At 68.1% G+C, this 18015-nt stretch carries 17 protein-coding genes and 2 pseudogenes; 9 read left to right on the forward strand and 10 right to left on the reverse strand.

Features of this window, described 5'->3' with window-relative positions; genetic code table 11:
• Nucleotides 1-22 precede the first annotated feature (22 nt).
• Both IOD14_RS20375 and IOD14_RS20380 read left to right on the forward strand, forming a co-directional pair.
• Nucleotides 23-1399 carry an IS1380 family transposase gene (locus IOD14_RS20375; protein WP_212671023.1) on the forward strand — a complete coding sequence of 459 codons (1377 nt, stop codon included), beginning with the start codon at nucleotides 23-25 and terminating at the stop codon, nucleotides 1397-1399.
• Between the two features lie 507 nt (nucleotides 1400-1906).
• A protein-coding gene (locus IOD14_RS20380; protein ID WP_249125966.1) for an IS5 family transposase occupies nucleotides 1907-2724 on the forward strand; the annotation gives its coding sequence in 2 pieces (ribosomal slippage) (nucleotides 1907-2258 and nucleotides 2258-2724; 819 coding nt in all).
• Here the strand turns inward: IOD14_RS20380 and IOD14_RS20385 are convergent.
• A complete protein-coding gene (locus tag IOD14_RS20385) occupies nucleotides 2693-3196 on the reverse strand; it encodes a GNAT family N-acetyltransferase (RefSeq protein WP_212671024.1) in 504 nt (167 codons plus the stop codon). The genes IOD14_RS20380 and IOD14_RS20385 overlap by 32 nt on opposite strands.
• A gap of 269 nt (nucleotides 3197-3465) precedes the next feature.
• Here IOD14_RS20385 and IOD14_RS20390 point away from each other — a divergent pair, with 269 nt between their 5' ends.
• Nucleotides 3466-4062 (forward strand): DinB family protein, encoded by a 597-nt coding sequence (locus IOD14_RS20390; protein WP_212671025.1) that lies wholly within the window; start codon nucleotides 3466-3468, stop codon nucleotides 4060-4062.
• Nucleotides 4063-4305: 243 nt separating this feature from the next.
• On the opposite strand, the pseudogene IOD14_RS20395 reads toward IOD14_RS20390, so the two are convergent.
• The 3 genes and pseudogenes from IOD14_RS20395 to IOD14_RS20405 all read right to left on the reverse strand — a co-directional run.
• A pseudogene (locus tag IOD14_RS20395) lies at nucleotides 4306-4429 on the reverse strand (AAA family ATPase); the annotation flags it as partial.
• A 347-nt stretch (nucleotides 4430-4776) separates the two neighbouring features.
• On the reverse strand, nucleotides 4777-5349 hold the full coding sequence (locus IOD14_RS20400) for a TetR/AcrR family transcriptional regulator (protein ID WP_212671026.1): 573 nt from the start codon (nucleotides 5347-5349) through the stop codon (nucleotides 4777-4779).
• A 118-nt stretch (nucleotides 5350-5467) separates the two neighbouring features.
• On the reverse strand, nucleotides 5468-5935 hold the full coding sequence (locus IOD14_RS20405; protein WP_212671027.1) for a helix-turn-helix domain-containing protein: 468 nt from the start codon (nucleotides 5933-5935) through the stop codon (nucleotides 5468-5470).
• A gap of 92 nt (nucleotides 5936-6027) precedes the next feature.
• Here IOD14_RS20405 and IOD14_RS20410 point away from each other — a divergent pair, with 92 nt between their 5' ends.
• The gene (locus tag IOD14_RS20410) at nucleotides 6028-6528 is read left to right on the forward strand and encodes a PaaI family thioesterase (RefSeq protein WP_212671028.1); all 501 of its coding nucleotides are present in this window, start codon (nucleotides 6028-6030) and stop codon (nucleotides 6526-6528) included.
• A 202-nt stretch (nucleotides 6529-6730) separates the two neighbouring features.
• Here IOD14_RS20410 and IOD14_RS20415 read toward each other — a convergent pair whose 3' ends face one another.
• The 4 genes and pseudogenes from IOD14_RS20415 to IOD14_RS20430 all read right to left on the reverse strand — a co-directional run bounded on the left by IOD14_RS20415 (nucleotide 6731) and on the right by IOD14_RS20430 (nucleotide 11501).
• Nucleotides 6731-7798 carry an alkene reductase gene (locus IOD14_RS20415; protein ID WP_212671029.1) on the reverse strand — a complete coding sequence of 356 codons (1068 nt, stop codon included), beginning with the start codon at nucleotides 7796-7798 and terminating at the stop codon, nucleotides 6731-6733.
• Nucleotides 7799-8103: 305 nt separating this feature from the next.
• Nucleotides 8104-8380 (reverse strand): annotated as a pseudogene (locus tag IOD14_RS44360) (ATP-binding protein); the annotation flags it as partial.
• Nucleotides 8381-8516: 136 nt separating this feature from the next.
• Complete coding sequence (locus tag IOD14_RS20425) at nucleotides 8517-10406, reverse strand: propionyl-CoA synthetase (protein ID WP_212671031.1); 1890 nt, start codon at nucleotides 10404-10406, stop codon at nucleotides 8517-8519.
• Nucleotides 10407-10589: 183 nt separating this feature from the next.
• Nucleotides 10590-11501: an alpha/beta hydrolase gene (locus IOD14_RS20430; protein WP_212671032.1), complete on the reverse strand. Its 912-nt coding sequence runs from the start codon at nucleotides 11499-11501 to the stop codon at nucleotides 10590-10592.
• A 144-nt stretch (nucleotides 11502-11645) separates the two neighbouring features.
• Between IOD14_RS20430 and IOD14_RS20435 the strand changes: the two genes are divergently transcribed.
• The gene (locus tag IOD14_RS20435; protein WP_282959520.1) at nucleotides 11646-12323 is read left to right on the forward strand and encodes an iron-containing alcohol dehydrogenase; all 678 of its coding nucleotides are present in this window, start codon (nucleotides 11646-11648) and stop codon (nucleotides 12321-12323) included.
• A 5-nt stretch (nucleotides 12324-12328) separates the two neighbouring features.
• Complete coding sequence (locus IOD14_RS20440; RefSeq protein WP_212671034.1) at nucleotides 12329-13339, forward strand: enoyl-CoA hydratase/isomerase family protein; 1011 nt, start codon at nucleotides 12329-12331, stop codon at nucleotides 13337-13339.
• 153 nt (nucleotides 13340-13492) lie between these two features.
• Here IOD14_RS20440 and IOD14_RS20445 read toward each other — a convergent pair.
• Nucleotides 13493-14310, reverse strand: a protein-coding gene (locus IOD14_RS20445) for an IS5 family transposase (RefSeq protein ID WP_249125990.1) whose coding sequence is annotated in 2 segments (ribosomal slippage) — nucleotides 13493-13959 and nucleotides 13959-14310 — 819 coding nt in all. Because the reading frame shifts where the segments join, the coding sequence is not laid out codon by codon here.
• A gap of 123 nt (nucleotides 14311-14433) precedes the next feature.
• On the reverse strand, nucleotides 14434-15057 hold the full coding sequence (locus IOD14_RS20450) for a TetR/AcrR family transcriptional regulator (RefSeq protein WP_212671035.1): 624 nt from the start codon (nucleotides 15055-15057) through the stop codon (nucleotides 14434-14436).
• A gap of 158 nt (nucleotides 15058-15215) precedes the next feature.
• Between IOD14_RS20450 and IOD14_RS20455 the strand changes: the two genes are divergently transcribed.
• The 3 genes from IOD14_RS20455 (at nucleotide 15216) to IOD14_RS20465 (ending at nucleotide 17979) form a co-directional block, all read left to right on the forward strand.
• Nucleotides 15216-16211 (forward strand): NADP-dependent oxidoreductase, encoded by a 996-nt coding sequence (locus IOD14_RS20455; protein WP_212671036.1) that lies wholly within the window; start codon nucleotides 15216-15218, stop codon nucleotides 16209-16211.
• A gap of 66 nt (nucleotides 16212-16277) precedes the next feature.
• Nucleotides 16278-17144, forward strand: coding sequence for an alpha/beta hydrolase (locus IOD14_RS20460; RefSeq protein ID WP_212671037.1), 867 nt, complete (start codon nucleotides 16278-16280; stop codon nucleotides 17142-17144).
• 28 nt (nucleotides 17145-17172) lie between these two features.
• Nucleotides 17173-17979, forward strand: a complete 807-nt coding sequence (locus tag IOD14_RS20465; RefSeq protein WP_212671038.1) for a strictosidine synthase — start codon at nucleotides 17173-17175, stop codon at nucleotides 17977-17979.
• The last annotated feature ends 36 nt before the right edge of the window (nucleotides 17980-18015 follow it).

The raw sequence follows: 18015 nt of genomic DNA on the forward strand, positions 1-18015 counted from the left end.
CACGGAAAGAAGTACTCTCCCGGTGAAGAAGCGTATCGGGTCATACCCGCGTGTCCGCATCGAGGGCGGCGGCCGGACGGTGGTCTCGCAGGCCGGGGGCGTGCTGCTGGTCGAGACCGTACGCAAGGCCGGCCTGGACACCGCGATATCAGCGACGCTGACGCCGTGGCGGAAGCCTCGTGCCGTGCACGATCCGGGCAAGATCCTGCTGGACGTGGCCCTGGCGGTCGCGCTGGGCGGGGACTGCCTCGCGGATGTCGCCATGCTGCGGGCCGAGCCGGCCGTGTTCGGGCCGGTGGCCTCCGACCCGACGGTCTCCCGGCTCATCGACACCCTCGCGGCCTCCGGGAAGAGCGCCCTGCGGGCCATCCGTTCCGCGCGGGCTGAAGTCCGCCGACATGTCTGGCGGTTGGCCGACCGGAAAGCGCCTGATGCGGGCGGGACGGTGACCGTGGACCTCGACGGGGTGCTGGTGGTGGCGCACTCGGAGAAGGAGGACCCCGCACCCACGTGGAAGCGAACCTACGGCCACCACCCGCTCATGGGGTTCGTCGACCACGGACCGGGCGGCACGGGTGAACCGGTCGCGGCCCTGCTCAGAGCAGGCAACGCGGGATCGAACACGGCCGCTGACCACATCACCGTCGCCCAACCGGCCTTGGCCCAGCTGCCGAAGAAGTACCGGAGCGGGCGCCGGACGCCGATCCGAACCGACTCCGCGGGCGGCACCCACGACTTCGTCGCCTGGCTCGCTCAGCGGGGACGGTGGCTGTCCTACTCGGTCGGCATGGTGATCACCGAGCAGGTCCACCAGCATGTGCTGAAGGTTCCGGCATCGGCCTGGACTGCGGCCGTCGAGGCCGACGGCGAGATACGCGACGGCGCCTGGGTCGCCGAACTCACCGGCGACGTCCTGGACGGCTGGCCCAAGGGCATGCGGCTGATCGTCCGGAAGGAACGGCCACACCCCGGGGCTCAGTTGCGGCTCACGGATGCGGACGGCATGCGGCTGACCTGCTTCGCCACCAACACCTTGGGCCGGCCGATCGCCGAGCTCGAACTCCGGCAACGGCTACGGGCCCGCGCCGAGGACCGCATCCGCGCTGCCCGGGCCACCGGCCTGCGCAACCTGCCCCTGCACCGCACGGCCCAGAACCGGATCTGGCTGGCGATCGTGCAGATCGCTCTCGACCCGCTGGCCTGGATGCCGATGCTCGCCCTGACCGGCACGGCCAGGCTCTGGGAGCCCCGCCGACTACGGCTCCGCCTGCTCACCGCGGCCGGACAACTCGTGACCACCGGCCGCCGACGGATCCTCCGCCTTACCCGGCACTGGCCCTGGACCGGTCACATCACCGCAGCCTTCGACCGGCTCACCCAACTGCCCGGCCCTGGCTGATCAGCAGATTCCCCGTCCCTTCGACAGCACCTCAACACACGGAGCAGCGGAATCCGGCGCCCTCCCGAGGCGGCACTCGGGTCTTCGGCCTGCGCAGGCTCAGTCCACGGCACGAAAACGGTCCACCGACGCCGTCGGCGGACCGTCAAGAAAGATCGAGGCTAACTTCGCACTCCACTTGCTCCGCGACCTCGACGCCGTGACTGCCGACTGACCGTGGAATCGAGCTCTGGCAGCGTCGAGGGCGCTGTGAACCGAATCAAGAAGATCAAGCGGCAGCTCTACGGGCGCGCTGGATTCGAACAAGCCAGAGACAGAAATAGTGCCGTCCGTGTTCAGAGGACGTCCATCGCGAAGCGACGACAGACGTACACCCGGGCGAATTGCTCGCGCATGACCCGTTCGTCTTCCACGCCGGCGTGGAGGAAAGAAGCGATCGGCCTTACTGGCTCTAACAAAAGCGAGTTGATCATGTGACTGTGTGCTTGATCGCTCGTTGATGTGGTCATGGGGAAGCGTCAGTCGCGGCCGTGGATCGTGTCGGACGAACTGTGGTCGCTCATCGAACCGTTGCTGCCCGAGCCACCGCCCAAGCAGGTCGAGGGACGGCCGCGAGTGCCCGACCGGCAGGCCTTGTGCGGCATCTTGTTCGTCCTGCACACCGGCATCCAGTGGGAGTACCTGCCCCAGGAGCTGGGCTTCGGCTCGGGCATGACCTGCTGGCGGCGCCTGGCGGCCTGGAACGAGGCCGGCGTGTGGGACCAGCTACATCAGCTGCTGCTGAACAGGCTGCGGTCGAAGAACCAGCTGGACTGGTCCCGGGCGGTGATCGATTCCTCCCATGTCCGGGCCGCACGCAGGGGCCCAAAAGCGGACCCAGCCCGGTCGACCGCGCACGGCCGGGCAGCAAGCACCACGTCCTCACCGACGGCCAGGGCATCCCGCTCGCCGTGTCGCTGACCGGCGGAAACCGCAACGACGTCACCCAACTGCTGCCCCTGCTGGACAAGATCCCGGCGGTGGCGGGAGTAGTGGGCCGGCCACGCAGGCGGCCCGACATGCTCTTCGCGGACCGCGGCTACGACCACGACAAGTACCGCCGGCTCCTGCGTGAACGCGGCATCCGGCCCGCGATCGCCGAACGGGGCCAGCCTCACGGCACCGGCCTGGGCACGTTCCGGTGGGTCGTCGAGCGCACCATCTCCTGGCTGCACGGCTTCCGCCGCCTGCGCATCCGCTGGGAACGGCGCGACGACATCCACGAAGCTTTCCTCGGCCTCGCCGTCTGCCTGATCACCCACCGACACGTCCAGAGGCTTTGTTAGGGCCAGTTAGCCCCTCTCGGCGTTCGGTGATGGCCCGGTCCGGCTCGCCGGCATCGGCGTAATAGTTGGCATAGACATGGAGGTAGTGCTGGCTCTCGGTGAAGCCCATCGCCCGATACCAGTTCAACGTCGCGGGATCGTCCCTCGTCCAAGCATCCATCGTCGGCACACCCAAGGCGCCGACACGGGCGCGCGCCTCGGTGAGAAGTGCACGACCGAGGCCCTGGTGCTGGTAGTCGGGGTGGACAGCAACGGTGTCGATGGTCGCTAGTTCTTCGCCGACGGTGACGTCAATGAGTCCTTGGACTGCTCCCGACTCGGAGGCTACGACCAGCGCGAAACCTGGGGCGGGCACCTCGGGCTTGCTCGTCAGGACGTCGTCGAAGTAAGGAGTGTTCAAGAAGGAAAGCACTCGGCAGCGTAGCCAGGAGACCTGGTCGGCAGGGCGATACTCACGTATGACGTGGTTCAACACGGTGATCCTCAATGCGCGTGGCGAAGTCTGGATGCTTGCGGTCGCGTTGTTGAGAGAGCACGACGGAGATTGTGTGCGCTGCCCCGCACGCGGGCAATCGCTTTTTCCCGGCCAACCGGACGGCAAGACGTATGCGGTCTTGCGTGAACCCGTCCCTAGCAATCGAACATCGTGGCTACGTTCCGTCACTGCTCCCCAAGATCTGTGCCAGAACCGACTTTTGATGTCGCTCCCGGTTGTCAGTGCCGGGTGGGAGACTGCCCCGCATGATCGCACCGAACCCGAAAGCGGACCTTCTCCGGTACTTGCAAGAGGCGCGTGACGCCCTGGTGTGGAAGCTCGATGGTCTCTCGGAGTACGACGTCCGCCGTCCGCTGACTCCCACGGGCACGAACCTGTTGGGGCTGGTCAAGCATGTCGCCAGCGTGGAGCTGGGGTATTTCGGCGACACGTTTGGGCGGCCGTTCTTCGTCGGGGAGCCGCCGTCCTGGTGGTATACCGAGGAGTCAGAGCCCAACTCGGACATGTGGGCCACTGCGGATGAATCACGGGAAGAGATCGTTGGGCTGTATCGCCAGGCGTGGGAGCACTCCAACAGCACGATCGCGACGCTGCCGCTTGACGCGGTCGGTCACGTCCCGTGGTGGCCGGAGGAACGCCGAGAGGTGACGCTGAACCACATCGTGGTGCGCGTGATCTCCGATACTCAGCGGCATGCTGGTCACGCCGACATCGTGCGAGAGCTCATCGACGGATCCGTCGGACTCTTGCAAGGCAAGGACAACCTGCCGCCAGGGGATCAGGCGTGGTGGGAGGACTACCGGAGCCGGCTGGAGCGTGTGGCGCGGGAAGTCGGCGGCTGATCTCGCCGTGCTGCCGACCCCGTTGGTTCCGGGGTCGGTCATGCGGTGCCGTTCATCCGGCTGCGGTTTGCTCGGCCAGGGCTCCAGCCACTGAATGTCTCGTTCGAAGCGATTATGGCGACGCTGTTACCTCGGCGCCCACCTGGCCGGCGAAGGCGTTGCAGACCGCGCCGCCGCCGAGGAAGTTGGCCGCCATCTGGGCCATCGGGATCCTCGACGGTGATGAGATCGGCCACAGGGTTCCTTTTCCTCATGCTCCGTTGGAACTTGAAACAGCAGCTCAGCACCCCTGCGGTCAAGTTCCATAGAGTCGAGTTCGCTCAATGCATAGAAGATCGACACGGCCGTAGCAAGCGATCGCCTTGGAGGCGGACCGCAGGCTCGGTGAGCTCCGGTTCACGGATCCACGTTCTGCGCAGCCATTAGAGAGTGAGCGGGCGAGAGCGACCGGATGGTTCCGACCCAGAACTCGGTCGACCTGGCGCGGCGAGTGCCGAACGGCGAGTTGGTCCTATACCCCGACGCCGGCTGTGGCGGCATCTTCCGGTTCCACGGGCAGTTCGTGGAGACGGCTCTCGAGTTCCTCGAGCGGTAAAGGGCGTGCGGTGCGGTCGTGGTCTGGGCCGCGGGTGGTGCCCTCAGGGCCGTGGCGCCCATCGGGTGAGCGGCTCGAGGTACCCGTTCGTCTGATGCGACCTCGCCTTCCCTTCCGTCTCACCCCATGAACGCGAGAGCGTTCTCGATCCCCAGCTCAAGGACCTCATCGGCGCGCTTCTGGTCGGACAGGGCGCGGGACAGCTGCATCGTCCCCACCAGCATGGTGAACAGCCCGATGGCCTTGGCCTGAGCGGACCGCGGGTCCTCGGGTGTCAGGCGGGCGGAGATCTCCTCCAGGATGGCCCGCGCGCCGTCGCTGTAGGCCTGCCGGGTCCCGTCCTCGCAGCGGCCGATCTCGTCGAGAAGGGCGGCGGAGGGGCATCCGAGGCCGGGGTGGTCCCGGTGCTCGGGGGACAGGTACTCGCGGATGAGGTCCTCGAGTCCCGGGCGGCCGGGCCGCAGGGTGCTGTAACTCGCGACCTGCGTGTGGAGTTCCTCGGCTACGACATGGGCGACGAGGTCGTCCTTGGACGCGAAGTGGGCGTAGAAGGCTCCGTTGGTGAGCCCTGCGTCCGCCATCAGCGTGGCGATGCCTGAGCCGTCGATGCCGTCCTGCTTGAACCGGTGGCCGGCCTTCTCGATGATGCGTCGCCGCGTCACCTGCTTGTGCTCCTTGGCGTAGCGCACCACGAGCTTCCTCCGTTCGCTCCGTAAGGCTGATGCTTCCCACTCGAGGGTAATCCATGGCCTGACGTGCGTAATACCATGACTGGCGGGCCCATGTCCGGCGTCCGCATGGCCGACGTGCTCATGTCCGGATGCGAGCACCGGGTCCGAGTCGGGCGGTGACTTCCGCGGGGGTAAGGGTGGAGTGCTCCGCGGAACACTCGACGACGACGCGGACCGGGGCGTCGCAGTCGGTGTGACGGATGTCCAGTACGGGCCCCTCGGGGCCGAGGGCGTACGCCTCGCCCCACTGGCTCAGCGCCATCAGGACAGGCCACAGATCCCAGCCCTTGCGGGTCAGGCGGTACTCGTTGCGGGAGCGACTGCCTGGCTCCTGGTAGGGGACGGTCTTGAGGATGCCGGCCGCGATCAGCTTCCGGAGGCGGTCGCTGAGGACGGCTTCCGACAGGCCGATGTGGCGGTGGAAGTCGTCGAAGCGGCGGACTCCGTTGACGGCGTCACGCAGGATCAGCAACGTCCATTTCTCTCCGACCACGTCGAGCGTGCGCTGGACGGGGCAGTTCTCCGTGCTCGCCTCAAGCCACTCCATCCCGCCAGCGTAAGGGTCTGGCTTCGTCATTGACAGTCAGGGGAGCGGGAAACTAGCTTCGTTTTCAAAAGCCAGATGGAAGGTGCCCGGTCGTGGGACGAACGCGTACGTATCAATGGGAAGATCCCGCGATCCTGGCGGAAGCCGCCGGACGCATGGCCGGTATCGACTTCCTGCGTGAGTTGCAGGCGGGGCGACTGCCGGCGCCGCCCATCAATTACTCCATCGACTTCACTCTGAGCGAGGTGGAGCCCGGTAGGGCGGTCTTCTCCCTGACACCGGGGGAGGAGCACTACAACCCGATCGGCAGCGTGCACGGCGGCATCTTCGCCACCCTGCTCGACTCGGCGGCTGGTTGCGCAGTCCAGTCGACCCTTCCCCAGGGCGTTGCGTACACCTCGCTCGACCTGACGGTGAAGTTCCTGCGACGGATCACCGTGGACACGGGCACGGTACGCGCCATCGGCACGGTGGTCAGCAAGGGCCGTCAAACCGCCCTGGCCCAGGCGCAGTTGGTCGATGGCACGGATCGTCTGCTCGCCCATGCCACCAGTAGCTGCATGCTCTTCCCGGTACCTCCCTCGCAGGGGTGAGCCTCGGCTGCGACCGGTATCGGTCCGGGCCGTGATTCCGGACTCCCTCGATCGCGGCGCAGAACGCCGGGGTGTGAGGTGAAACCGCTGCGGCGCACGTCGGTCGCGGCCCGTAACTCCTCGGGTCGCCGGCCTCCGTGCGCCGCAGCTGTGTCGAGGCGCCAGAAGGTGGTGGTTCCCTCGGGCGCCGGGCTGCGCTTCGTCAGGCGGCGTGGGTGGGGTAGTCGGTGTAGCCGGCCGCGCCGCCGCCGTAGAAGGTGGCGGGGTCGGGGGTGTTCAGGGGGGCGCCGGAGCGTACGCGCTCGACGAGGTCGGGATTGGCGAGGGCCATGGTGCCGACAGTGACGACGTCGGCCAGACCGTCTTCGACGTCCTTGGCGCGTGCGGCGATGTCGGCACCGGCCCGGTTGAGGATCAGCGTGGTCGGCCACAACTTGCGGAGGGTGGAGAGGAGTTCCTCGTCGCCGCCGTGCCCGATGTGCAGGTAGGCGAGGTTGAGGGGGGCGAGGGCGCGCAGGAGGTGCGGGTAGAGCTCGTGCGGGTCGCTCTCCGCGAGGTCGTTGAGCTTGAAGGGGTTGCCGGGAGAGATCCGGATGCCGGTGCGGCCGGCGCCGATCTCGTCGGCCACGGCTGTGGCGACCTCCACCGCGAAGCGGATGCGGTTGTCGAGGGAGCCCCCGTACTGGTCGGTGCGCTGGTTGGTGCTGGGGAAGAGGAACTGGTTGACCAGGTAGCCGTTGGCCCCGTGGATCTCGACGCCGTCGGCGCCGGCCGCGATGGCGGCCGCGGCGGCGCGTCGGAAGTCGTCGACCGTGGCGGCGACCTCCTCGGTGGACAGCTCGCGCGGCTCCGGCATCTCCTGGAGCCCGGACGGGGTGAACGTCTGGCCGGCCGGCTTGATCGCGGAGGGTGCCACCGGCTGCCGGTGGTGGGGGGTGTTGTCCGGGTGGGAGATGCGCCCGGTGTGCATCAGCTGGATGACGATGCGTCCGTCGGCCTTGTGTACGGCGTCGGTGACCTTGCGCCAGCCGGCGATGTGATCCTCGGTGTAGATGCCCGGGGTCACCGGGTAGCCCTGGCCGTCGGCGGAGGGCTGGGTGCCCTCGGTGATGATCAGCGCGTGCGAGGCGCGCTGGGCGTAGTACTCGGCGTTCAGCTCGGTCGGCACGCCGTCCGGGGTGGCCCTGCTGCGGGTCAGGGGGGCCATTGCCAGCCGGTGGGGCAGGGCGATCTCTCCGACGACGGTCGGGTTCCACAGGGCGTTGAGCATGGGTGATTCCTCAGGTGATGGGTGGTGGTTCCAAAAGGGGGGCGCAGACACCGCCTGGACGTGGACACCGGGCTCTTCTGTTTCCGGGTTCGAAGACGCACCCGCACTGCGCCCGCTGGCCGAGTCGGAGCCGCAATCGGCCTATCAAATTACGATCGTAATGTTATGCGGTTGGGTGGACGGTGGCAAGTGGGTGCCGGCATGCGGCACGCAGTCGCGCGGCGCAGTTCGCGCGAGAACCTCACGCCAGAGCGGATGGGGACTTCTGCAACCGAAACTGGGATCGCCTGCTCCGCCCAGATGACCTAGCCCTCGTGGTTGTGCCGCGTGCCCCAGTGTCCGGTGGGCTGGGCGAGGAGGAGCAGGCCCCGGCCGTCCTCGTCGAAGACCCGGGCATGGCGCAGGTGCGGGGCGGCGCGGCCGGCGTCGGAGACTTCGCCCGTCAGGGCGGACTGAAAGATCATCCGCAGCTCAACCGGGGCTCGTGCCCTAGCGGATGGCGGTCGTCGCCAGTTCGCTGACCACGAGTTCGGTGGTGAAGGCCAGTTCTTCCAGCCCTCAGGCGGTCAGTTGATCGGATGCGCCTGGACGCGGGCCGTGCAGATGACTGCCGGTCGCTGGGGAAACGCCGGGTCGCGACATGATCGGCGTCAAAGGCTCCGGTGGGGCAGTCCGCCGGGCGCGCCCGCCCACCGCAGCCAGGAACGGCGCCAGGCGATCACGGGGTGTGACCGGCGCGGCGGAGAACGGGGCGCAGGGCCTCGATGACACCGGGGTCGTCCACTGTGGAGGGGATGGGTTCGTCGTGTCCGTCGGCGATGCCGCGCATCGTCTTGCGGAGGATCTTTCCCGAGCGGGTCTTGGGCAGGGCGGCTACTACCGCGACGTCCTTGAGGGAGGCGACGGCGCCGATCCGCTCGCGCACGAGCTGGACGAGTTCGGCCTCGACCTCTCCCGGTTCGCGGTCGACGTCGGCTTTCAGGACGACGAAGCCGCGCGGTACCTGCCCCTTCAGGGCGTCGGCGACGCCGATGACGGCGCATTCGGCGACGTCGGGATGAGCGGCCAGGGCCTCTTCCATGCTGCCGGTGGACAGGCGGTGTCCGGCGACGTTGATGACGTCATCGGTGCGGCCCATGACGAAGACGTAGCCGTCGTCGTCGATGTGACCGCTGTCGCCGGTCAGGTAGTAGCCGTCGTAGGCGGATAGGTAGGAGGCGATGTAGCGGTTGTCGTCGTTCCACAGGGTGGGTAGCGCGCCCGGCGGCAGGGGGAGCTTGACGACGATCGCGCCGTCGACGCCCGGCGGTACCGGCTCGCCCGCGGGATCGAGGATGCGGACGTTCCAGCCCGGCAGGGGGCGGCTGGGGGAGCCGGGCTTGATGGGGGCGGCTTCGATGCCGACCGGGTTGGCGACGATGGGCCAGCCGGTCTCGGTCTGCCACCAGTGGTCGATCACCGGGATGCCCAGCAGATCGCTCGCCCAGTGGTAGGTCTCGGGATCGAGGCGCTCGCCGGCGAGGAAGAGGTGGCGCAGACCGGTCAGGTCGTATCCCGCGGTGAGCGTTCCCTTCGGGTCCTCCTTCCTGATCGCCCGGAACGCGGTGGGTGCCGTGAACATGGTCTTGACCCCGTACTCGGCGGCAACGCGCCAGAACTGGCCCGCGTCCGGGGTGCCCACCGGCTTGCCTTCGTACAGCACCGTCGTCGCGCCGACCAGCAATGGCGCGTAGACGATGTACGAGTGCCCGACGACCCAGCCGACATCGGAGCCGGTGAACATCGCCTCGCCCGGGCCCACGTCGTAGACGGCCCCCATCGACCAGTGGAGGGCGACCGCGTAGCCGCCGCAGTCACGCACGACTCCCTTGGGCTTTCCGGTGGTTCCGGAGGTGTAGAGGATGTAGAGGGGGTCGGTTGCGGGGACGGGAACGCAGTCGGCCGGCGGCGCGGCAGCCACCAGGTCGGCCCAGTCGAGATCGTGAGGCCCCAACTCGGCCGTCTCCTGCGGGCGTTGCAGGATCACGCTCTTTTCCGGCTTGTGCGCCGCGAGCTCGATCGCCTCGTCGAGCAGGGGCTTGTACGCGATGACACGCTTGCCCTCGATGCCGCAGGAGGCGGAGACGACCACCTTGGGGGCCGCATCATCGATGCGCAGCGCGAGTTCGCGCGGGGCGAACCCGCCGAAGACGACCGAGTGCACCGCGCCGATGCGTGCGCAGGCCAGCATCGCGACAACGGCCTCGGGAACCATCGGCATGTAGATCACCACACGGTCGCCGTGCCCGACACCGAGCCGCGCGAGCGCTCCCGCGAAAGCCGCCACCTCGTCCCTCAGCTGGACATAGGTGTAGGTGCGCCGGGTGCCGGTCACGGGGGAGTCGTAGATGAGCGCGGCCTGTTCACCGCGGCCGGCTTCGACGTGCCGGTCGAGCGCGTTGAAACAGACGTTGAGCCGACCGTCGGGAAACCAGCGGTGGAAGGGGGCACCCGAGGAGTCCAGGGCGCGTCGTGGGGTGACATCCCAGTCGATGCCCTCCGCCGCCTTCAGCCAGAAGCTCTCCGGGTCCTCGGTACTGGCGCGGAAGACATCCTCGTGTGTTCCCATCGCGCACTCCTTTGTGGCATCAAGGGACGGTGGTGTGGCTGTGTGTGGAAGCGTGTCAGACACAGGTACCGCATGCCGGCCGACATGGTCGAGCAGGATGCCGGCGACAGGCGGACCGGTCACCGGCATCGCGGTGGTGCGGCGGTCCGGCCGAAAGGCCGCTCCGCCCGGTGCGGCTTCAGCTCACGCGCCCAGGTGCTTGCGGAGCCACTGACCCATCCGCTGGATCGCCTCGTCCACCTCGGGTACGCGCCCCGCGCCCAGGACGAACGAGTGCTGTCCCTCGGGCAGCGGGTGGACCTCGGAGGTGACCTTGAAGTCCTTGAGGCGACGGCCCAGTTGGGCGCCGTCGTCGGCGAGGGTCTCGTACTCGCCGTAGAGGACGATCGTGGGAGGCAGGCCGGTCAGATCGGCGTTCACGAGGCTGATCTTCGGATCGGCGAAGTCCACTCCGGGCTCCTGGAGCCAGGCTCCACGGAAGAGCTCAAGAGTGTTCCTGCTGAGCATCTTGTCGTTGTCTTCGTTCTCGTCCACCGACGCGTTCTGGATGGTGAGGTCGGTCCACGGCGAGACGCTGACGATCGCGCCCGGGGTCGCCTCCCCCTGTGCGAGCAGGCGCAGCGGGAGCATCACCGCGAGGGTGCCGCCGATCGAATGGCCCGTGCTGCCGATGTTCCGCGGCTCGTAGCCCTGCGAGAGCAGCCACCGGTACGCCGTCTCGGCGTCGTCGAGCTGCGCCGGGTACGGGTGTTCCGGCGCCAGGCGGAAGTCCACGACGAGAGAGCGGGCGCCGGCCGCCTTCGCGATATGGCCCGCAGCCTTGCGGTCCGAGTGCATCGAGGCGGTGACCGACCCGCCGAAGTGGAAGTGGAGCAGAGCCCGGTCGGGATCGGCTCCCTCGGGGATGGCCCAGAGGGCGGGGACGCCGCCCGCGTCCACCTCGGCGTACGTGACGCCCTCCGGCTCGGTCGACGCCTTGTGGTTCGAGTCGACGATGTCGCGGACGATGGCCAGGTCAAGGCCCGGCGTCGAGGACTTCGCGCTCACGCTCTCGAGGAACTGGGCGAACTGCTGTGCCTCTGGGCTTGCTCCCATGGTGGTGCTCCTTCGCAGGTTGCTGCCACGCCCACGTCCCGCGTGCAGCCAGGTCGATGTGCTGGTCCTGACGCTACTGACTGAGTATAGAAAAGTAAACTCAGGAGGAGGGGGCGCCTCTGGTTGCGGGGGCGCGGCGGCGCTGTGCGGGCGACCCTCGACAGCGGCGTCGACGCGCACTCATGCCGTCGAGGCGTACCTGAGCCGCAAGGCCAGTCCCTTCTCCGACGGCCTTGCGCTGAACGCGGTCCCGGACCATCGGCCACTACCACCGCCGCCGCGTCTGGCCGACGGGGGACAGACTCCGAGGCTCGCGAGGCGATGATGCTCGCCGCGGCCCAGGCCGGCATCGCCTTCTCCAAGGCCGGCGTGACGCTCAGGCACGGCAGGAGCAGCCCGATCGGCGCGCACTTCCACGTTGCTCGTGGTCTGTCGAACGCGATGCTCTTCCCCGCGGCGACGGCGTTCTCCGTACCGGCCGCCGAGAGCCGGCACGCCGACTGCCCCCGCACGCTCGGAGTTGCCGCCGACGGCGACGGCGATGCCCTGGCGGCCGGGAGGTTCGTGTGGGCGCTCCGGGACCTGTGCGAGGATCTTGAGGTGCCCACCCCTCAGGTCAACGGCATCGCCAAGGCCGAGTGGTTCAGTCTGTCGCCCCTCGTGGCTGAGCAGGCGCCCGCGTCCGGATTTTCCCCGCCGACAATCCCGTTGGGCCCACTGTCGACGAGATCCAGGACCTCTGCGCGCAGATCTACGGCTGAGGGCCGGCGACTGAGGAACGGTGATGGCACAACAGCCAGGTCCGCGCGGAGTACGAGATGAGACGCATGACTGACACTGCTGAGGGCGAGGTTCTCACCGACGAGCACCGGGGCGTCGGCCGGATCCTTCTGAACCGACCCAAGGCGCTCAACGCCCTGACGACAGGCATGGTCGCGGCCATTGACGGTGCGCTCGCCGCATGGGAGCACACGCCGCTGTCCGCTGTGGTGATCGCCAGCACCAGTGTGAAGGCCTTCTGCGCCGGCGGCGACATCCGCACGGTCCGCGAGCACAGCCTCGCTGGGGATGCCGAGGCCAGTGAGCGGTTCTTCGCCTCCGAGTACCGGCTCAACGCCCGGATCGCTGAGTATCCCGTGCCGGTCGTGTCGCTCATCGACGGCATGTGCATGGGCGGTGGTCTCGGTCTGTCGGTCCACGGAGCCTTCCGCGTCGTCACCGAGCATGCGGTGCTGGCGATGCCCGAGACCGGCATCGGTTTCTTCCCCGACGTCGGGGCCAGCTACTTTCTGCCGCGGCTGCCCGGCGCGATCGGCATGTACCTGGGACTGACCGGGCACCGTCTCGACGCTGCCGACGCCCTGTACACGGGGCTGGCCACGCACTTCGTCCCCACGGACAGGCTCGGTGCGGTCGGAGATGCCCTGGCAGACAGCCCAGGCGTCCCCGTAAACGTCGTCCTGAACCGTCTTGCCGACCGTTCCCCGGTGGGGGAGAGCGGGCTGGCGGAGGTGCGCGGGGAGATGGACTGGGCGTTCGGCGCGCCGAACCTAGGCGAGATCGAGAAACGCCTGCGTCACCTCGACACCGCCTGGGCGGCAGGCGCGTTGATCGCCTTGGAGTCCGCCTCGCCGCAGAGCTTGGAGATCACTCACGACCTGCTGGCCCGGGGCAGACAGCAGACGTTGCGCGAGTGCCTTGACACCGAGCTCACTCTCACGCGCACGACCATCCGCACGCCGGACTTCCTGGAGGGCGTCCGAGCGGCCTTGGTCGACAAGGACCGCAGTCCCACCTGGGAACGTGAGGCCCAGGGCGGACGGACGCTGCCGGCCTGAGCATGTGCGCCGTGAGCAGGTTCTCAGAGCTGACCGGGGCAAGGCGGAGCTTGCCGAAATCGGCGCGTGGTTCGTTCATGCCGAGTCGCGCGGCGCGGATCGCGGTGACGTGCCCGCGGTTCCGGCGCCGATGGTGACGACGCCTTACTGGCCCTAACAAAGCCTCTGGACGTGTCGGTGGGTGATCAGGCAGACGGCGAGGCCGAGGAAAGCTTCGTGGATGTCGTCGCGCCGTTCCCAGCGGATGCGCAGGCGGCGGAAGCCGTGCAGCCAGGAGATGGTGCGCTCGACGACCCACCGGAACGTGCCCAGGCCGGTGCCGTGAGGCTGGCCCCGTTCGGCGATCGCGGGCCGGATGCCGCGTTCACGCAGGAGCCGGCGGTACTTGTCGTGGTCGTAGCCGCGGTCCGCGAAGAGCATGTCGGGCCGCCTGCGTGGCCGGCCCACTACTCCCGCCACCGCCGGGATCTTGTCCAGCAGGGGCAGCAGTTGGGTGACGTCGTTGCGGTTTCCGCCGGTCAGCGACACGGCGAGCGGGATGCCCTGGCCGTCGGTGAGGACGTGGTGCTTGCTGCCCGGCCGTGCGCGGTCGACCGGGCTGGGTCCGCTTTTGGGCCCCTGCGTGCGGCCCGGACATGGGAGGAATCGATCACCGCCCGGGACCAGTCCAGCTGGTTCTTCGACCGCAGCCTGTTCAGCAGCAGCTGATGTAGCTGGTCCCACACGCCGGCCTCGTTCCAGGCCGCCAGGCGCCGCCAGCAGGTCATGCCCGAGCCGAAGCCCAGCTCCTGGGGCAGGTACTCCCACTGGATGCCGGTGTGCAGGACGAACAAGATGCCGCACAAGGCCTGCCGGTCGGGCACTCGCGGCCGTCCCTCGACCTGCTTGGGCGGTTGCTCGGGCAGCAACGGTTCGATGAGCGACCACAGTTCGTCCGACACGATCCACGGCCGCGACTGACGCTTCCCCATGTCCTCATCAACGAGCGATCAAGCCGACAGTCACATGATCAACTCGCTTTTGTTAGAGCCAGTTAGTGCGTGCTCACGAAGTGCCCCCGTTCCGAGGACATGGTCGGCTCGTGGAGTGAGCGGTCATGCGGCGCGGACATGTGGTGCCAGGGTGGCGTGGATCTGGTTGCGGATGTCGGCGAGCACGGCTTCGTCGCTGCGGTGCAGGCACACGGTGGCGGTGGTGCTGATGTGGATGATCGCGGTGATCACCCGCGCCAGTGTTGCCGCGTCGGCGGCGCCGATGTCCTCGTTGCGGGTGAGCAGACTGGTGATGCCGTCTTCGAGGCGACCGGCAAGGGTCAGGCCCACTTGCCGGTATGGCTCGGCCGGGTCGCCGAAGACGAGTTCGCGCACGTATGTGCGGCCGTTCTCGATGTGCTCCCTCACGCACTCCACCACGGGGCGGATGAGAGCGATGACCGGCTCCAGCGCGCCCTGTCCGACGGCGGCGTTCGCGGCGGCGAGGCCGGAATCGACGGCGGCGGCGAACTTCTCGTTCTGCACCATGATCAGCAACTCGGCCTTCGTGGACGCGTACAGGTAGAGCGTCCCGATTGCGACATCGGCCCGGCGGGCGACCTGCTGCGTCGTGACCCTGTCGACGCCGTGTTCGACGAACAGCTCGCGGGCTGCGGTCATGATGCGCTCGCGCTTGTCCTGTTTGGCCCTCTCGCGGCGCCCGATCGGCATGTGATCACTTCCCATGGGGACCCCCCTTGACAATAATTCTGAGTGGACTCATAGTTGAGTGTACTCGGATCAGTGGTGTGGGGCGAGGTTGTGAGGTCCCCGGATGTCGCGCCGGGTTTGCCGATCCAGTCTCATACCTGGATAAATAGGACAAGAATTAGGAGCGGCGCCCCATGAGAGCGTTCGTCGTCACCAAGTACAAGGAGCCGCTGCAGGAGGCGGAGGTCCCCGAGCCCACCGTGGGGGAGCACGACGTGCTTGTGCGAGTGGAGGCCGCCGGGCTGAACCCGCTGGATGAGAAGATCCGCGCCGGTGAGTTCAAGCAGGTCCTGCCCTACAAGCTGCCGCTGATCCTGGGCAACGACGTCGCGGGCACCGTCGTCCGCGTCGGGACGGCGGTTCGCGGCTTCAAGCCCGGAGACGAGGTCTACGCCCGGCCCCACCAGGACCGCATCGGCACGTTCGCCGAGCGCATCGCCGTAGCGGAGGGCGACCTGGCGCTCAAGCCCGCTTCCATCAGCATGGAAGAGGCCGGCTCGCTGCCGCTGGCGGCGCTCACGGCGTGGCAGGCGCTGGTGGAGCGCGGGAGGGTGCGGCCCGGGCAGAAGGTTCTCATCCACGCCGGGGCCGGCGGGGTCGGTTCGATCGCGATCCAGCTCGCCGCACACCTCGGTGCGCACGTCGCCACGACCGCCGGCGCTTCCAACGCGGACTTCGTGCGCGCGCTCGGCGCGGACACGGTGATCGATTACCGCAGCCAGGACTTCGAGCAGCTCCTGACCGGCTACGACCTGGTGCTGGACAGCCTCGGTGGGGAGACTCTCGAGAAGTCCCTGCGGGTGCTCAAGCCCGGCGGCAAGGCCATCGGGATCGCCGGTCCCCCGGACCCCGCGTTCGCTCGCGAGGCCGGCCTGAACCCGCTGCTGCGCCTCGCGGTCGCAGCCCTGAGCCGCAAGATCCGCAAGCAGGCCAAGAAGCTCGGCGTGACGTACGAGTTCCTGCTCATGCGCGCCAGCGGCGACCAGCTCCGCCAGATCACCACCCTCATCGACCAGGGCGCGGTGCGCCCGGTTGTGGGAAAGGTGTTCCCCTTCGACCAGACCCCGCACGCGCTGCGGTCCCTGTCCCAGGGCGGCATCCGCGGCAAGGCCGTCATCGGCAACAGCTGACCCGCCGCAACCGCGACGGGCGACACGAAACACACAGCGACACAGAACACGCAAGGAGAATCCGTCATGAGCAGCACAGACACCCCGAACGAAGCCGTCATCACCTCCTACGCGAAGGCCCCGGCCCGCACCGTCAGGGCCGGCGGCGTCACCTACGCCTACCGCGAGCTGGGACCGAAGGGCGGCATCCCCGTCGTCTTCTTCGTCCACCTCGCCGCGACCCTGGACAACTGGGACCCCCGCATCATCGATCCCATCGCGAAGGGCCGTCACGTCATCGCCTTCGACAACCGCGGTGTCGGGGCATCCACCGGTCAGGTGCCGGACAGTGTCGAGGCGATGGCCGAGGACGCCTACACCTTCATCAAGGCGCTCGGGTACGACAAGATCGACGTCTTCTCCTTCTCCCTCGGTGGCATGGTCGCTCAGGCCCTGGTGGTGAAGCACCCCGAGCTCGTCCGCAAGCTGGTCCTCACCGGCACCGGGCCCAAGGGCGGCAAGGACATGGACAAGGTTGCCAGAGTCACCTACTGGGACATCCTGCGCGCCACGTTGACCCGCTCGGACCCCAAGGAGTTCCTGTTCTTCAACCGCAATGCCACCGGCAAGCCCGCCGCACGCGCGTTCGTCAACCGGCTCAAGGAGCGCACCGTCGACCGCGACGTGGACATCAAGACCAAGGCGTTCCAGACGCAGCTGAAGGCCATCAAGAAGTGGGGGCGCTCCGCCCCTGACGACCTGTCGTCGATCACACAGCCCACCCTGATCGCCAACGGCGACAACGACCGCATGGTGCCGTCGATCCTGTCGGAGGACCTGCACCGGCGCATCAAGGGCAGCGAGCTGATCATCTACCCCGACTCCGGGCACGGCGGCATCTTCCAGTACCACCAGGAGTTCGCCCCCGTAGCGGTCGAGTTCCTGGCTCGATGACCACCTGACCAGGAAAAAGGGCAACATCATGAGCACGTCACCGGTCGCCGCGCCCCTGGAAGTGAAGAAGCCTCTCACCTCCTCGATCCTGCTGTGGGTGCGCACCGACCAGCCCCGCCAGACCGGCATGGACCACTGGAAGGGCCCGCACTCCGGGATCATCTCCGCCACCCCGGGCCTGGAGGAGTACCGGCAGATCCACCTCGCCGAGCACAACACGGGCCTATGGCCGGCCATCGACGGGGTCCAGACCGCGATCCCCGCGGAACGGAAGATCGACGGCGTCGCGGAAGTCACCTTCCAATCGGCGCTTGCACCCCTGAAAGGGCGCAAGCAGACGAAGCTCGCCTACGCCGACGAGATCAACGTGTTCCGCCGCACCCTGCTCTACACCGGCCCGCCGAACTCATCCCGCTGGTACGACCTCGCAGGCCCCGGACAGACGGTCGGAGCCCGCACCCTGATCTATCTGCGCCGCAGAGACGGGGTCGGCGCCGGCGCCTTCCGGAAGTTCGTCAACGAGCAGCTCGCCCCCGCGCTCGCCGGCACCGGAGTGCTGAAGGAACTGCGCACCCAGACCTTCCTGCCCTGGACGAAAAAACTCTGGGACACCCCCAGCGTCGCCCACGACAACCCCCACGACCAGCACTTCCACGCCTCGGTCAGCCTCGGGTTCACCGACACCGCGGCACGGGACGCCTTCTTCACCGGCAACGCGATCGAGGACCTGTCCAACCGGCTGGCACCGCAGGTCTCCGCGATCCACGCCTACGACGTCGCCGCCGCCCTCACCTACGTCAAGAACGGCGACATCCTCCCGCACTACGAGGAGTGAGCAGTGCAGGTGGGGCGGGACCGCCGGACCTGCTCG

Source organism: Streptomyces sp. A2-16, assembly GCF_018128905.1.
In the GTDB taxonomy this organism is placed as follows: domain Bacteria; phylum Actinomycetota; class Actinomycetes; order Streptomycetales; family Streptomycetaceae; genus Streptomyces.

Excerpts from the sequence above, each read along its gene's own strand:
- IOD14_RS20390 (WP_212671025.1), top strand. The coding sequence starts at position 3,466 with ATGATCGCACCGAACCCGAAAGCGGACCTTCTCCGGTACTTGCAAGAG.
- IOD14_RS20440 (WP_212671034.1), top strand. The coding sequence starts at position 12,329 with ATGACTGACACTGCTGAGGGCGAGGTTCTCACCGACGAGCACCGGGGC.
- IOD14_RS20405 (WP_212671027.1), bottom strand. The coding sequence starts at position 5,935 with ATGGAGTGGCTTGAGGCGAGCACGGAGAACTGCCCCGTCCAGCGCACG.
- IOD14_RS20430 (WP_212671032.1), bottom strand. The coding sequence starts at position 11,501 with ATGGGAGCAAGCCCAGAGGCACAGCAGTTCGCCCAGTTCCTCGAGAGC.
- IOD14_RS20415 (WP_212671029.1), bottom strand. The coding sequence starts at position 7,798 with ATGCTCAACGCCCTGTGGAACCCGACCGTCGTCGGAGAGATCGCCCTG.
- IOD14_RS20455 (WP_212671036.1), top strand. The coding sequence starts at position 15,216 with ATGAGAGCGTTCGTCGTCACCAAGTACAAGGAGCCGCTGCAGGAGGCG.
- IOD14_RS20465 (WP_212671038.1), top strand. The coding sequence starts at position 17,173 with ATGAGCACGTCACCGGTCGCCGCGCCCCTGGAAGTGAAGAAGCCTCTC.
- IOD14_RS20425 (WP_212671031.1), bottom strand. The coding sequence starts at position 10,406 with ATGGGAACACACGAGGATGTCTTCCGCGCCAGTACCGAGGACCCGGAG.
- IOD14_RS20460 (WP_212671037.1), top strand. The coding sequence starts at position 16,278 with ATGAGCAGCACAGACACCCCGAACGAAGCCGTCATCACCTCCTACGCG.
- IOD14_RS20450 (WP_212671035.1), bottom strand. The coding sequence starts at position 15,057 with ATGGGAAGTGATCACATGCCGATCGGGCGCCGCGAGAGGGCCAAACAG.